The organism is Halomonas sp. G11, assembly GCF_001663515.1.
Classification (GTDB): Bacteria; Pseudomonadota; Gammaproteobacteria; order Pseudomonadales; family Halomonadaceae; genus Vreelandella.
Genome location: NZ_LYXG01000040.1, coordinates 50066 through 64180, shown reverse-complemented (window position 1 = coordinate 64180; position 14115 = coordinate 50066). Strand labels below are relative to the sequence as shown.

Genomic DNA, 14115 nt, shown 5'->3' with positions numbered 1-14115 from the left:
AGCTTAAGGAGTTGCCTGTGACACAGCCAGCGCGCCGAGTGCTCATCATGGCAGGAGGAACCGGGGGCCACGTGATGCCTGCTTTATCGTTGGCGCGGGCCTTGATGGCTCAGGGTGTCGAAGTTGAGTGGCTGGGTAGTCCGAAAGGTATTGAAAACCGCCTGGTGCCCGACGCGGGAATCACCCTGCATACCATTGCCATTTCAGGGCTGCGCGGTAACGGCCTTGCAGGCTGGCTGAAGGCACCCTTGAACCTGAGCCGCGCGGTGCGTCAGTCCCGTCGTGTCATGGCAGAATTCAACCCTCAGGTTGTGGTGGGGTTGGGTGGTTTTGCCAGCGGCCCCGGTGGTCTGGCCGCCAGAACATTGGGCATTCCACTGGTGATTCATGAGCAGAACGCCGTGGCGGGGTTGACCAACAGGGTCCTGTCGCGCCTGGCGACCCGCACCTATGCCGCTTTCCCCCAGGCCTTTGGCCAACGGGCGGAAGTGATTGGCAATCCGGTCCGCGACGATATTGCCACCTTGGGCAATCACCCGCGCGATTCGGCGACCATGGCAGGCCGTCCTCTGCGCCTGTTGGTCGTCGGTGGTTCACTGGGTGCCGTGGCCCTCAATGAGCGACTGCCCCAAGCCATCGCCAGCCTGGAGGCTGCAAAGCGGCCGGCTATATGGCATCAGGCCGGCAAGGCGCGGGATGCCGATACCGCGGCTCGGTATGCCGAGCAGGACGTCGAGGCTCGGGTTGAACCTTTTATTGATGATATGGCGGCGGCTTATGACTGGGCCGATCTGGTGGTTTGTCGTGCCGGGGCATTGACCGTTGCAGAGCTGGCAGCCGCGGCCAAGCCAGCCTTGCTGGTGCCTTTTCCATTCGCGGTGGATGATCACCAGCGCGTCAATGCCCAGGTGCTTGTCGAGGCAAAAGCGGCGCTTTGCATCGTTCAGTCCGAGTTGACCGCCGAGCGCCTTAGCCATGAATTGGCAAACTTATTAACGCCTGACACCCTGGCGGCGATGGCCGCTAACGCCCGCCAGGCCGCCTACCTGGAGGCAACCCAGCACTTGGTCGAGGGGTGTCTGGCTGTCATACCGCAAGGAGAGACTGTGTGACCCATTCTGAAACCAAGGCGGCATCAGCAACGACCGCCCCCAATGGTCGCGGCATGCGTCGCATTCGGCGCATTCATTTCGTCGGCATCGGCGGTGCCGGGATGTGCGGCATCGCGGAGGTGCTAGCCAACCAGGGATACGCTGTCAGCGGCAGTGATTTAAAACCTTCGCCGGTTACCGAGCGTTTGAGCCAGTGCGGTGTCAGCATATCGATTGGTCACGCCGAAGCAAACGTGTTTGGGGCGGATGTCGTGGTTGTATCGAGCGCCATTGATCCGACGAATCCAGAAATTCGCTGGGCCCACGATCACCGCGTACCGGTGGTGCGCCGCGCTGAAATGCTCGCCGAGCTGATGCGCTTTCGCCATGGCATTGCGGTGGCCGGTACCCATGGCAAGACCACAACCACCAGCTTGACGGCAACGATACTAGGCGAGGGCGGCCTTGACCCAACCTTCGTGATCGGTGGCAAGCTGACCAGCGCGGGTGTCAATGCAAGGCTGGGTGAGGGTGATTATCTGGTGGCCGAGGCCGATGAATCCGACGCGTCATTTCTGCACCTGCAGCCGATGGTGTCCATCGTCACCAATATCGATGCTGACCACATGGCAACCTACGGTGGTGATTTCTCGCGCCTTAAAAGCACGTTTGTCGAATTTCTTCATAATCTGCCCTTTTACGGGCTTGCAGTGCTCTGCACCGATGATGGCAATGTGCGTGAGCTCTGTGATCAGGTGAAACGCCAGTTCGTCACCTACGGGTTCGACGAGGATGCCGACTACCGAATCATCGATTTTGAGCAGCAAGGGGGCGAGGTGTCGTTTACCGCGTTGCGTCCCGGTGATGCCGACCCGTTACCCATTCGGCTGGCCATGCCCGGACGGCACAATGCGTTGAACGCCATGGCGGCGATTGTGGTGGCCACCGATGCCGGTGTCAGTGATGCAGCGATCACTCGCGCCCTGGCGAACTTTGCGGGCGTGGGGCGTCGCTTTCAGGTGCATGGCCATTACCCCAGCCCGACGGGGGGAGACGTCATGCTGGTGGATGATTATGGACATCACCCCCGGGAAGTGGATATGGTCATCCAGGCGGTTCGGGCAGGTTGGCCTGAGCGGCGTCTGGTGATGCTTTATCAGCCGCATCGCTACAGCCGCACGCGTGATTTATACGAGGATTTTGTCCGGGTGCTCTCCCAAGTGGATACGCTAGTGCTGTTGGACGTTTACAGCGCTGGCGAGGCGGTGATTCCCGGGGCAGAAGGCCGCACGCTGGCGGGTTCGATTCGTCAGCGAGGCGAGGTTGATCCGCTGTTTGTCGAGCATAAACACGAATTGCCCAATCTGCTAAGCCACGTGCTGCGCCCCGGCGACATTTTGATTACCCAGGGTGCCGGTGATGTCGGCGGTATCTCGCTGCGCCTGGCGCAAGCCCAGTTGGCGTTAAATGAGGTAGATCTGTGAGCGGACTCAACTCTGAACCCCTATCGCTTGAGCGTGTTGTCGTCATCTACGGCGGTCAGTCTGCCGAGCGTGAAGTGTCACTGAAGAGCGGTGCTGCGATTATCGCGGCGCTGGAACGCCAGGGCGTGAATGTCCAGGGCTATGACCCGCGCGAGGGTGGTTTGGTCGGCCTGGAAAGACTGGCCCCGACAGCGGTTTTTGTTGCGCTGCATGGTCGCGGCGGCGAAGACGGCACCCTGCAAGGGGCGCTAGAGCTATTGGGCATTCCCTATACGGGCAGTGGTGTCCTGGCGTCGGCATTGGGGATGGATAAGCAGCGCACCAAGCAGGTATGGCATGCCCTGGCGTTGCCAACGCCGGAAAGCATCATGCTCCACGCGGATGCTGACTGGGCCGGGGTGGTCGCGCAGCTTGGTCTGCCGCTGATTGTCAAGCCCGTCCATGAGGGGTCGACGCTTGGCATCAGCATTGTCGACGATCAGGCGGCCCTGGAAGCCGCCTATCATGATGCCGCCCGTTTCGACGCGCGGGTCATGGCGGAGCGATTCATCCAGGGCGATGAATACACGGTGAGCCTGTTAGACGATCAAGTGCTTCCCGCCATTCGCGTTGAAGTACCGGGTGGTTTTTACGACTATGAAGCCAAGTACTTGACCGATACAACGCAATACCACCTGCCGTGTGGCCTGTCCCAAGAGGATGAGGCGGCGCTGGCAGCACTCTGCCAACAGGCGTTTGCCGCCGTGGGCGGGCAGGGCTGGGGACGCGTTGACGTGATGCGTGACAGTGAGGGGCGCTTTTGGTTACTCGAAGTCAACACCGTGCCGGGCATGACCGACCACAGCCTTGTACCTCAGTCGGCCGCCCATGCCGGTATCGATTTTGATCAATTGGTGATGCGTATTCTGCAAACGGCCGGTCAAAAGAGCGCCTCATGAAAAGACGCCAGGCCTGGTTGGGTGGTTTGATGTTGGGTCTGCTGTTGGTGGCAGGTGGCCAGGCGCTCTGGCTGTGGCTTGATCGTCCCATTGAGCGTGTCTCCATCCGGGGCGACTGGGACTACGTCGATGCTGACTATCTACGGACCCAGTTGGCACCTGTCGTTGAAGACAGTCAGTGGTTATCTGCTGATCTGGGGGCGCTAAGGCAACAGGCATTGCGCATTGGCTGGTTGAATGAAGTACGCATAACACGTGAGTGGCCCAATGCGCTGGTGTTTGAGCTGGTTGAGCAAACCCCGGTGGCCCGCTGGAATGACGACTTTCTGCTTAACGCAGAAGGCGAAACCTTTGCATTCGCTCCGATGGAAGCGCCCAAGGGGTTGCCCGACATGGCAGGCCCCGCCGGTAGCAGTAAAGAAGTGCTGGATTATTACCATCAATTAACCCCGCATTTCGCAGGGCTGGATTTACGTTTAACGCAGTTACGCCTAGAGCCGCGAGGCGCCTGGCGGTTACAGTTAAATGATAGCACCTGGGTTATGTTGGGGCGTCGTCAACATCAAGTGCGGCTGGCGCGTTTAAGTGCCTCCTGGCAGCGGGAATTGAGTCGTTTAAGTGACCGCATCCGTTATATCGATTTACGCTACCCCAATGGGGTGGCGGTGGCCTGGCACGGAGAAAGTGAATTTGATGTGCAAAAAGAGTAACGCATCGAAGAAAGGGCGTTTAACGGTGTAAAGTAAGCAGTCGCTGTCGATGAAAACCGCGCAAACGGGGTTTTATTTCCCTTTGATGGCGACTATTGTGATAATTGACTAGTCGTAATGCGCTGATTGTTTCTATACTATGAGCCACTCGTGAATTATAAATGTTAATTCATCTGATTAAGTTGGCTCATTGCTCGGCGATGCAAAGACACAAGTTGGCACTCTTATTAATTAGAGCCCAAGTAAGATTGAACGTTAATTGTTTTTTATTTAAGGCGACAAGGAGATTTCCCGACTCATGGCAGGCTCACCCAACGCATCCAACATGGTGGTCGGGCTGGACATTGGAACGTCCAAGGTCGTCGCGATCGTCGGTCAGCCAACCGACGATGGTGGAATTGAAATTGCGGGCATTGGCTCGCATCCATCCCGGGGCATGAAGCGCGGCGTGGTGATCAATATTGAATCGACCGTGCAGTCGATTCAGCGCGCCGTTGAAGAAGCCGAACTGATGGCGGGCTGCGACATTCATTCTGTCTACGTCGGCGTTGCTGGCAGCCATATCAAGTCAATGAACTCCGATGGTGTAGTGGCCATCAAAGAACGCGAAGTGACACCCTCGGATATCGAGCGAGTAATTGACTCGGCCCGCGCACGGGCTGTTTCAGAAGGACAGCGAGTTCTGCATGTGCTGCCCCAGGAATTTTCAATCGACGCTCAGGGCGGCATTCGCGAACCCCTTGGGATGTCGGGAGTCCGCCTTGAGGCTCAGGTTCATCTGGTAACCGCGGCGCTCAATGCGGTGCAGAACATTGAAAAATGTGTGCGTCGCTGTGGTCTGGATGTGGATGCCATTATCCTCGAGCAGTTGGCGTCCAGCATGGCAGTATTGACCGAGGACGAGCGCGAGCTGGGTGTCTGCATGGTCGATATTGGCGGTGGAACGACCGATATGGCGATCTTCACCGAAGGCGCCATTCGTCATACGGCGGTGATTCCGATCGCGGGCGATCAGGTCACCAACGACATTGCCATGGCGTTGCGGACGCCTACACAGCACGCCGAAGAGATCAAGGTGAAGTACGCTTGTGCGCTGACTCAGCTGGCGGCAAGCGACGAAATGATCAAAGTACCTAGCGTAGGTGACAGGCCGGCTCGGGATCTTTCCCGGCAGGCCCTGGCCGAAGTGGTTGAGCCACGCTATGAGGAGCTTTTTACGCTGGTCAGAGACGAGCTGCGTCGCAGCGGCTATGAAGACATGGTCGCTGCCGGTATTGTGCTGACCGGCGGTACGTCACGTATGGAAGGCGTGGGCGAGCTGGCAGAAGAAATCTTTCATATGCCCGTTCGTATTGCGTGTCCGCAAAATGTCAAAGGGTTGTCAGACGTTGTACGCAACCCTATCTATGCAACGGGTGTGGGTTTACTGCATTATGCACTGCAGGAATCCCGCCATGGGCATGGTCGAGAAAGTCAACGGGGAGTCATCCCTGTGCACAAGGGGCGTACTGACGTCTCCCGGCGTGACGTCAAGGATGGCAGTGCAGCGCTGGCAAGAATCAAAGGCTGGTTCAAAGGAAATTTCTGACAGGGCCGCAAGCGCGGTTCAGGAGACGGGGCTTATGTTCGAATTGGTAGATAGCGCACCCTCGAGCAGTGCGGTCATCAAAGTGGTTGGCGTTGGCGGCGGTGGTGGCAACGCTGTTAACCACATGGTCGAAAGCAACATCGAAGGCGTCGAGTTCATCTGCGCCAACACCGATGCTCAGGCGTTAAAGCGGGTATCCGCCAAAACGGTTCTGCAGCTTGGCGGGGAAATCACCAAGGGCCTGGGAGCAGGCGCTAACCCGGATGTTGGCCGTCAGGCGGCGATGGAAGATCGTGAGCGTATCGCTGAGCTTCTCAACGGCGCTGACATGGTGTTCATCACCGCTGGCATGGGCGGTGGTACAGGCACTGGTGGTGCACCCGTGGTTGCGCAGGTGGCCAAGGAATTGGGCATTCTGACGGTGGCGGTCGTGACGCGGCCCTTCCCGTTTGAAGGGCCCAAGCGTATGCGCGCGGCAGAAGAGGGCATGAAAGAGCTCTCGGAGCATGTGGATTCGCTGATCACCATTCCCAACGAAAAACTGCTTTCTGTGCTGGGCAAGAACGCCACCTTGTTGACCGCCTTCAGCGCAGCCAACGATGTGCTGCTGGGCGCTGTCCAGGGCATTGCCGAGCTGATTACCAGCCCGGGCATTATCAACGTCGACTTTGCCGACGTGCGTACGGTGATGTCCGAGATGGGCATGGCGATGATGGGCACCGGCGGTGCGACTGGTGAGAACCGTGCTCGTGAAGCCGCCGAAAAGGCCATTCGCAGCCCGCTGCTGGAAGATATCGATCTGCACGGTGCGCGCGGCATCCTGGTCAACATCACAGCCGGTCCAGACCTCTCGATTGGCGAATTCAACGACGTGGGTGCCACGGTACAGGAATTTGCCTCCCAGGAAGCGACGATCGTCGTGGGAACTTCCATCGACATGGAAATGTCCGACGAGCTGCGTGTCACAGTCGTGGCGGCAGGCTTGGACGGTGGTCAGCCGAAAGCGGCAACCCGTGAGCCGGCTCGCCGTGCGGCAGAAACCTCGGCAGATTACCGCAAGCTGCAACAGCCCACGGTAATGCGCCAGCAGGCAAACAGCCGTGCCGAAGCTGCCGAAAGCACGTCTGCACGCCCTGAAAAGCGTCGCGCTGCGGATGCTGACGATTATCTGGACATCCCCGCGTTCCTGCGCCGCCAGGCGGATTGATACAAGCTATCAGGTTCATGCTACCGGCAAACGAGAGTTTTATTGGTCAAAACTCTCGTTTGCTGTTAAAGTGAACACTGTTTGATAACTTTCATCCCTTGCGGTTATCCCCGTTATTAGAGTTCGACCACTGCCCATGATCAGACAACGCACCTTACAAAATATCATTCGTGCCACCGGAGTGGGTTTACACTCGGGTAAAAAAGTTCATCTGGCTTTGCGTCCGGCGCCCGCTAATACGGGGATTGTGTTTGTCAGAACGGATCTGGAGCCAATGGCCCAGGTGCCTGCCCGCGCAGAGTTGGTTGAAGATACCAAACTGTGTACTGCACTCAGCTATCAGGGTGTCAAAGTGGCGACTGTCGAACATTTGATGTCGGCGTTTGCTGGATTGGGCATCGACAATGCGTATGTCGATGTCAGCGCCCCAGAAGTGCCTATCATGGACGGCAGTGCAAGCCCGTTCGTCTTCCTGATTCAATCGGCGGGTATTCTGGAGCAGGAAGCAGCCAAGAAGTTTATTCGCATCAAGCGTCCGATCAGCGTGACAGAAGACGATAAAGAGGCGACCTTTCTGCCGCATCAGGGGTTCAAGGTTTCCTTTGCCATCGACTTTGATCACCCGGTGTTCGACCAGCAAAAGCAAACGGCACTGATCGACTTTTCGACGACCTCCTTCGTTAAAGAAGTCTCCCGGGCGCGTACCTTCGGGTTTATGCGTGACCTTGAATTCTTGCGCTCGAACAACCTGGCATTAGGCGGAAGCCTGGATAATGCCATCGTTGTCGATGACTATCGAATCGTCAACGAGGGCGGGTTGCGCTACGAAGACGAGTTCGTCAAGCACAAGGTGCTGGATGCCATTGGTGATCTGTACCAGCTGGGTCATAGCCTGATTGGCGAGTTCCGCGGTGTTAAGTCGGGTCACGCATTGAACAATCAATTATGTCGCGAGTTACTTGCCCAGCCCGATGCCTATGAAATTGTCACCTTTGAAGAAGAAAAAGCGGTTGCGCCGATTTCCTACTCGGCCCCCGCCATGGCATAGTCAGCCTTGCTGGATGGATCTTCCCAAAAACGCACCGCTCAGGCGGTGCGTTTTTCGTTCATGGACCGCAATGATTTAAAGGAAGCGTCTTGGGATGGATTTTGAAAAGTTGCGTGAAAACACTCGCCGGTTGTTCTCGTAAGCATCAAGCTCAGCATCTATCTGGAAACGTTCGCTGTCCGACGTGAGCAAAGTGCGCGTCCGGGTGCGTACATCCCAATCTTGTCGCTGCAGTTGACGCTCGGCCACCACCTCGCCGCGTATTGACTGGAAGTCGTCGCCTTCATGTGAGTAGAGTTCCCGAGTGCGATCAGTAATCACCAGATCGATATCCTCAAGGTGATAGCGCCCCTCGTCCTTGATGACTTCAAGGGTAGAGTGATTGGTTTGTAGATCCCGGTGAATCAGCCAGCGGTGTTCGCCAGGTTCCAGTTGGGTTACTGGCGGCGGTGTCGGTGCGGTCGGCGCTTCAAAGGCTACTTCGTCATCCTCTGGCTGCGGATGGCGAGTCGGCAGCCACAGGCGACACTCCTGAGTATGCAAGGTTAACTGGCTTGGTTCTGGTGATGGCCAAGCCAGTGGCCAATAGGAACTGGATACCGCCAAGCGCAGGCTGTGACCGGCGGGGAATACCTGACCAAGATCGTTGAGTTTTACCCGGATGCGGTAGAGTTGGCCCGGTACCAGGGGCTGGGCGCGATCATGGCCGGCCCAGTGGTTGAGGTTATACAGGCCATAGGTACAGCGGGTGGCCTTGCCATCAGGCGCTACGTCGGAAAGTCGCACTGCAACCATGCCGACCGGCTTATCGCAGGCAAGCACAAGGTCTACCTCCGGGGCGCCCAGCAGCGTTAGATCCTGTTCCAAAGGCTGGCTGTCGAACACCAGCGAACCACCGTCTTCCTCGCGCTGGTCATGGGGTAAGTCTGGGCCTGCTGCGTAGGAACACCATTTGCCAGCAAAGAAGCCTACGCTAAGGGGTGACTGCACGGTAAGCGCGGCGGTTTCTTCAGGTTCCCCCTGCTTTTGGATCAGCCGCCCGGGGGCCAGTCGAAAAGGCCAGGTTACCACATTGCTAGACGGCCACTGGTGCTCAGCCACCCAACGACCAGGACGATGCCGGTAATGGGCGCTGGGTTGCATGCTATCCTGTACCCAGGCGCGCAGCTTGGGTTCGCGGTCAATGCCAGTGTCGCGATCCTTGAGCCAGCGATCCCACCAGCGTAGTAGTTCCTGTTGAAAAGCGATGGCCGGACCAGGCACGCCCTGGTGGGGATATTTGTGGCTCCATGGGCCGATCAGGCCGAGCCGAGGAACCTTCAGATGCTCGAGTAGCCGGAAGACGGCGTTGGTATATCCATCCGCCCACCCGCTGACCGCCATGACCGGACAGCGGATGGCATCATAGTTCTCGCAGACGGAGCCGTGCTGCCAATAGGCGTCGCGCTGCTGATGGGACAACCATTTCTCCAGCCATAGGCCGCTACCTTCCAGGCGCTGATGCCACAGGTCTCGCCATTGAGAACCGACCAGTTGCGGATCCGGCGGCAGGCTGTTGAAAGCGAACATCACCGATGCCCAGGAAAGGTTGTCGCCGAGTAGGCAGCCGCCCATGTAATGCACATCGTCCGCATAGCGGTCGTCGGTGGCTGACACTGCCACTACCGCCTGTAGCGCCTTTGGGCGGCGTGCAGCAATCTGCAGGCCATTGAAGCCACCCCATGAGATGCCCAGCATGCCGACCCGGCCATTACACCAGGGTTGTGCGGCGAGCCAGTCGATCACCGCCTCGCCGTCGTCAAGCTCTTGTGGCAGGTATTCGTCACTCAGTACGCCGCTCGAATCACCGCTGCCACGAAGATCTACCCGTACGCTGGCGTAGCCGTTGGCGGCAAACCAGGGGTGCATGGTCGCATCCCGTGTTCGGGTGAAATCACGCTTGCGGTAGGGGATGTACTCAAGGATCGCTGGTACGGGATGCTGTTCGGCGTCTGCTGGTAACCAGATACGGGCGGCCAGTTCCACTCCGTCTTTCATGGGAATCGAGACATGCTCGAGCTGACGCACACGATGTTTGGCTTCCATCATCACCTCATTCATAGTTGGTAGCCACGCGTTGTGAGAACCTGAAGCCCAGTATCTGCATGGCTTCATGAAAGTGGCGGGTCAACTCCTCGCGGCTGTTACCTCCAAGGAAGAGGTCGCCGAGTTCGAAACTGTAACTGTCCTGGTTGGGCAGGTCGGACAGCTCCATGCCTTCATGGACATGGCTGAAAAACAGCGCATCGGGGAAACGTTGACGCAATCTTGCCAAGTCACCTTCTGTGGGGGCCCGGGTAACCCTGGCGGGGGCATAGACCCGGGGCATGAACTTGGCAGCATAGCGCCAGCGGCCTGCGCCGCGCCGGAAGCGAGGTTCACGGCCCAGTGCCACATCGATGGCCACCTCGTGGTGAGAGGCGCCATCCACCAGCGCGAACAGGGGGGAGTGGGACTTGGAAATGCGCGGGTTGATCTCCAGAAGACGTAGCTTGTCGAGTTCCTCGTCCCATAAAAACTCGATATTGAAGGGCGTATGACGAAGTCCCAGGTGCCTTACTATGCGGCAACTGGCCTCTTCCATGCGCTGGCCTACTTCTTCGGGCAGGTCCGACGGATAGTGATAACCGACGAAGCTCACCTGATTGGGCCCGCGCAGGGAGTCGATAATCGCGTAGGTTTGCGGCTCACCGTCTAGCACATAGCCTTCCACCGTCGTGCCGCGTCCGCTGATGATGCCTTCGGCGATGCAGAACTTGCCGTTCAACAAGGCGCGACGCTGCCCCAAATGGGCGCGTTGCATCAGCGTGTTGAAGGGGGCGGCGAACTTGTCGATACCGGCGCGAATCTGCTGCAAGGCGTGTTTGAGATCTTCGCGTCCATCCACCCGGAACCCAAGGGTGCTGGAGAATGCCACAACCGGTTTCAGCCAGAAGGGATAGGGTAACGGTGGATCGTCTGCTACGGCATCATCACGGGGGTCGACCAGCGCAAACGGCGGCAACAGTTCGGGAATGATTTCTTCCCCGACCAGGCGAGTGGCATATTTGTTTTCGCATAGCAGTACCGATTCCAGCGATGGGCCGTTCAGCCCCAATTGCGCCTGCAGCAAGGGGAGCAGGCTGGTGGTGGGAAAATCCCAGTGGCCAATTATCGCGTCCACGCCGCCTTCAATTTCCGACAGTTCCCGCTGGGCACTGTGCAGAAACTCCTCAATGGGATAGCGATCGGGATTGACGATATGGTGGTAGGGGATCAGGCCGTGAAAACAATAGTTGTCGGCACCACGTACGTCTTCCAGAAGCTGGCGATGGAAATCGTCGAGCCCGATCACGGCGATATTCTTGCCATCACTCATGGTGTCCTCCAAGTGTTTTCCTGGAAAGACGAGGCTTAACTCCCTATTTAATAGGTTAAAAAAAGCTTGAATTCAAGGGCGCGTAGGGGGTTGAAAATGGCGTTGTCGCCTCTATCTGAGTAGGTGTACAGATAGAGTGAAAGCTAAAGGAGGTGAAGCTCAATGGCACGTTTACCTTCCATTCGTGATCACGAACCAAGCAGCTTGCTGCGTCAGTTCAGCAGCGAGATAGAACGGCTCTTCGATCAGGATCGACCCGGCATTCCTTCTCTCTCAGGGCAGTGGAGTCCGGCAGTGGATATCCGTGAGGAGCCCGAGGAATATGTGATCGAGGCCGAAGTGCCGGGTATCGATCCCAAGGATCTGGAAGTAACGCTTGAAAATGGCGTGTTGACACTTCGTGGACAACGCCAGGAAGAGAATGAGAGTGAACGCAACGGCTTCCGTCATGTGGAGCGCTCATATGGCGCTTTCGTACGGCGATTCACCTTGCCGGGAGCCGCCAGTGACGAAGATGTGGAGGCCCGCGCTGACAAGGGCGTACTGAAATTACGCATCAAGAAGAAAGAGCAGAGCGGGCAGCGCCGCATTGAGGTACAAGGCTAAGCTGGAACTGTGACTCACTCAGCGGGAAGCCCTGGCTTCCCGTTTTTTTGTCAGCATACAATGGCCTGACCCAGATTTTGGGCGGTATACAGGTATTAGGTTCAACTGCATAGGTCGCACCTTCGTTTTGACTTGGGTCTTGTAGACGCGCGGAGTGCTTGCGCTTTTTTAAATAGCTTTCTGATGCATTCACCATGGGGTTAAGGAGTGCTTATGTCCTGGCTTATTGGCGACACTCGGAGGCCACAGCCAAATGGAAGCCAGGAGGGCGACGCACATCGAAAGGTGGTTGGTCTGGTGCCTGCCCCAGAAATGCCCGCCGAAGTTTCCCGACGGATAATCGAACGGCTACCTCCGCTTTTGGCCGATTATGTCGACGATCGGCTGAGTTGGGAGGTGGAGCTGATCGTTGATCCTTTGATCGGTGTTGCAGAGGATTCTACGGATATCGTCGGGAATCTTATCAATTATAAATGGCATCGGCAGTGGGACTATGTCATCTGCATTACCGATCTACCGATCCGCAAGCGCAAGCGTTTCGTGGTCGCTGAGGCCAGCAAGGCAAATGGCGTTGCGCTAATTTCATTGCCAACCTTTGGCGCTACCACCATACGCCGTCGTCTTTGCGAGGCGATACTGCAACTGGCCAACGAAATGCATCATGGAAGCTCGGTCGAGGCCCGCACTCGCCAGTCGTGGCATACTGCGAGATCCCAAAAGGTACATGAGAGTCTGCGTGGGCAGGGGGCCTGGCAACTGCTGGGAACGCATCTTTACGAGAAGCTGTTTCCGATTCGTCGGCTCACTCTGACCAGCGAGGAGCACACCATCGACGTGCGCTTCATCGCCGAGACCTGGATCAACGGAAACTTGCGCATCCTGGCTGGCATGGTGCGCGCCAACCGGCCCTGGACCATTTTCCCCGCTTTCAAAGGAGTTATTGCCGCCGCGTTCGCAACCGGTACCTATGGCCTTGTGTTTCCCAATCTTTGGCAGCTCAGCGATCACTATGCTTGGCCCCGCCTTGTCTTGCTGATGATGGTTGCCATGCTGGCCATGATCGCCTGGATCATTCTTGCCCATAATCTTTGGGAACCGCCCCAAAAGGCCTCGTCGCCATATCTTGCGCGCCTCTATAATGCCGTTACCGTGCTGACATTAAGCGCTGGTGTTGCCTTTTATTATATGATTCTGCTGATTTTGTTCTGCATAGCAGCGCTTGTCTTTGTTCCGTTCGACATGCTGGAAGCCAAGCTCGGTCACGGGATAGATCTCTTGGATTACATTGTGCTTGCCTGGCTCACGACCTCGGTGGCCACTTTTGTCGGCGCGCTGGGGGTAGGGTTGGAAGACGAGGAAACAGTCAGAAATGCTACTTACGGTTATCGCCAGCGACGTCGCAACCAACGAAAAGGCGAGGGTCGAAATGACTTGGCTGAATAAAGGGCCCGAGTGCCTTTTCTATACTGTCGAGCTGAGCTATCCGGTTCAGTGCTTCTGGTTGTTCTCATTGCCGCCCTCATGGTCCTGAGCCGCATGTGAGGCTAACCTTTCCAGAGCTTGTTTGAGCGCGGGGTGGTCGGTGTCTTCGGCGCACTGGCTGAGTGTTTTGCCCGCTGAACTCGACAGAGAGCGGGTGTTGCGCAGGGGAGGCTTGATGGTTTTTACAGGACGTACCTTGAAGGTAAACCCGGTGACGCCCTCGAATCCCGGCAACTGATGGATAAGGCCCAGCAGCCGGTCCTGCTCGTAGCGCAGCCAGGTTAACCATTGGGCCTGGCCGCTGATCAGCGTCAAACGGCCGTCGCGAAACCCGCCAACATAAATATGCTCGCGCATTGCCTCGGGCAGGTGGGCCTGCAGGTGCCGCTGCGCCTGATCGATAAGCGAAGAGAGGCGCATAAGCTTTCCGATATCGCCCGACTTGCCCATCAAACGACTGATGGGCTGTGCCTGAGATCGCTTAACCTTTATACTCATACGCTTGATTCCTAAGGTATCGCTTATTGCCCTATGCACAGGTACCTTGCCTTTACACAGGTGCCT

12 protein-coding genes are annotated in these 14115 nt (G+C 57.4%); 9 read left to right on the top strand and 3 right to left on the bottom strand.

Features of this window, described 5'->3' with window-relative positions; all coding sequences use genetic code 11:
- Nucleotides 1–17 precede the first annotated feature (17 nt).
- From murG to lpxC, 7 genes are all read left to right on the top strand, one after another.
- Nucleotides 18–1112 carry an undecaprenyldiphospho-muramoylpentapeptide beta-N-acetylglucosaminyltransferase gene (gene murG / locus ADS46_RS14030; protein WP_082926092.1) on the top strand — a complete coding sequence of 365 codons (1095 nt, stop codon included), beginning with the start codon at nucleotides 18–20 and terminating at the stop codon, nucleotides 1110–1112.
- A 53-nt stretch (nucleotides 1113–1165) separates the two neighbouring features.
- Nucleotides 1166–2575 carry a UDP-N-acetylmuramate--L-alanine ligase gene (gene murC, locus ADS46_RS14025; protein WP_066321231.1) on the top strand — a complete coding sequence of 470 codons (1410 nt, stop codon included), beginning with the start codon at nucleotides 1166–1168 and terminating at the stop codon, nucleotides 2573–2575.
- On the top strand, nucleotides 2572–3513 hold the full coding sequence (locus ADS46_RS14020; protein ID WP_066321064.1) for a D-alanine--D-alanine ligase: 942 nt from the start codon (nucleotides 2572–2574) through the stop codon (nucleotides 3511–3513). The genes murC and ADS46_RS14020 overlap by 4 nt, the downstream gene beginning before the upstream one ends.
- Nucleotides 3510–4223 carry a cell division protein FtsQ/DivIB gene (locus ADS46_RS14015; RefSeq protein WP_066321061.1) on the top strand — a complete coding sequence of 238 codons (714 nt, stop codon included), beginning with the start codon at nucleotides 3510–3512 and terminating at the stop codon, nucleotides 4221–4223. Before ADS46_RS14020 ends, ADS46_RS14015 begins: the two co-directional genes overlap by 4 nt.
- 298 nt (nucleotides 4224–4521) lie before the next feature.
- The gene (gene ftsA, locus ADS46_RS14010; RefSeq protein ID WP_066321059.1) at nucleotides 4522–5811 is read left to right on the top strand and encodes a cell division protein FtsA; all 1290 of its coding nucleotides are present in this window, start codon (nucleotides 4522–4524) and stop codon (nucleotides 5809–5811) included.
- 34 nt (nucleotides 5812–5845) lie between these two features.
- Nucleotides 5846–7018 (top strand): cell division protein FtsZ, encoded by a 1173-nt coding sequence (gene ftsZ, locus ADS46_RS14005; RefSeq protein WP_066321058.1) that lies wholly within the window; start codon nucleotides 5846–5848, stop codon nucleotides 7016–7018.
- 136 nt (nucleotides 7019–7154) lie between these two features.
- Nucleotides 7155–8066, top strand: a complete 912-nt coding sequence (lpxC, locus tag ADS46_RS14000) for a UDP-3-O-acyl-N-acetylglucosamine deacetylase (RefSeq protein WP_066321057.1) — start codon at nucleotides 7155–7157, stop codon at nucleotides 8064–8066.
- Nucleotides 8067–8141: 75 nt separating this feature from the next.
- Here the strand turns inward: lpxC and ADS46_RS13995 are convergent, their stop codons facing one another.
- Together ADS46_RS13995 and ADS46_RS13990 are read right to left on the bottom strand one after the other, a co-directional pair.
- Nucleotides 8142–10154: a CocE/NonD family hydrolase gene (locus ADS46_RS13995; protein ID WP_199825244.1), complete on the bottom strand. Its 2013-nt coding sequence runs from the start codon at nucleotides 10152–10154 to the stop codon at nucleotides 8142–8144.
- A 4-nt stretch (nucleotides 10155–10158) separates the two neighbouring features.
- The gene (locus ADS46_RS13990; protein ID WP_066321055.1) at nucleotides 10159–11463 is read right to left on the bottom strand and encodes an ATP-grasp domain-containing protein; all 1305 of its coding nucleotides are present in this window, start codon (nucleotides 11461–11463) and stop codon (nucleotides 10159–10161) included.
- Nucleotides 11464–11625: 162 nt separating this feature from the next.
- On the opposite strand from ADS46_RS13990, the gene ADS46_RS13985 reads away from it, so the two are divergent.
- Together ADS46_RS13985 and ADS46_RS13980 are read left to right on the top strand one after the other, a co-directional pair.
- Nucleotides 11626–12069 carry an Hsp20/alpha crystallin family protein gene (locus ADS46_RS13985; protein WP_066321052.1) on the top strand — a complete coding sequence of 148 codons (444 nt, stop codon included), beginning with the start codon at nucleotides 11626–11628 and terminating at the stop codon, nucleotides 12067–12069.
- 213 nt (nucleotides 12070–12282) lie between these two features.
- Nucleotides 12283–13512, top strand: coding sequence for a hypothetical protein (locus tag ADS46_RS13980; RefSeq protein ID WP_082926091.1), 1230 nt, complete (start codon nucleotides 12283–12285; stop codon nucleotides 13510–13512).
- 45 nt (nucleotides 13513–13557) lie between these two features.
- Here the strand turns inward: ADS46_RS13980 and ADS46_RS13975 are convergent, their stop codons facing one another.
- Entirely contained in the window at nucleotides 13558–14049 is a 492-nt protein-coding gene (locus ADS46_RS13975; protein WP_066321051.1) for a DUF721 domain-containing protein, read from the bottom strand.
- Nucleotides 14050–14115: the final 66 nt, after the last annotated feature.

Bases quoted from the DNA above. Each gene is read 5' to 3' on its own strand.
- ftsA (WP_066321059.1), top strand. From the start codon at position 4,522: ATGGCAGGCTCACCCAACGCATCCAACATGGTGGTCGGGCTGGACATT.
- murC (WP_066321231.1), top strand. From the start codon at position 1,166: ATGCGTCGCATTCGGCGCATTCATTTCGTCGGCATCGGCGGTGCCGGG.
- ADS46_RS13985 (WP_066321052.1), top strand. From the start codon at position 11,626: ATGGCACGTTTACCTTCCATTCGTGATCACGAACCAAGCAGCTTGCTG.
- ADS46_RS13980 (WP_082926091.1), top strand. From the start codon at position 12,283: ATGTCCTGGCTTATTGGCGACACTCGGAGGCCACAGCCAAATGGAAGC.
- lpxC (WP_066321057.1), top strand. From the start codon at position 7,155: ATGATCAGACAACGCACCTTACAAAATATCATTCGTGCCACCGGAGTG.
- ADS46_RS13990 (WP_066321055.1), bottom strand. From the start codon at position 11,463: ATGAGTGATGGCAAGAATATCGCCGTGATCGGGCTCGACGATTTCCAT.
- ADS46_RS13995 (WP_199825244.1), bottom strand. From the start codon at position 10,154: ATGATGGAAGCCAAACATCGTGTGCGTCAGCTCGAGCATGTCTCGATT.
- ftsZ (WP_066321058.1), top strand. From the start codon at position 5,846: ATGTTCGAATTGGTAGATAGCGCACCCTCGAGCAGTGCGGTCATCAAA.
- ADS46_RS13975 (WP_066321051.1), bottom strand. From the start codon at position 14,049: ATGAGTATAAAGGTTAAGCGATCTCAGGCACAGCCCATCAGTCGTTTG.
- ADS46_RS14015 (WP_066321061.1), top strand. From the start codon at position 3,510: ATGAAAAGACGCCAGGCCTGGTTGGGTGGTTTGATGTTGGGTCTGCTG.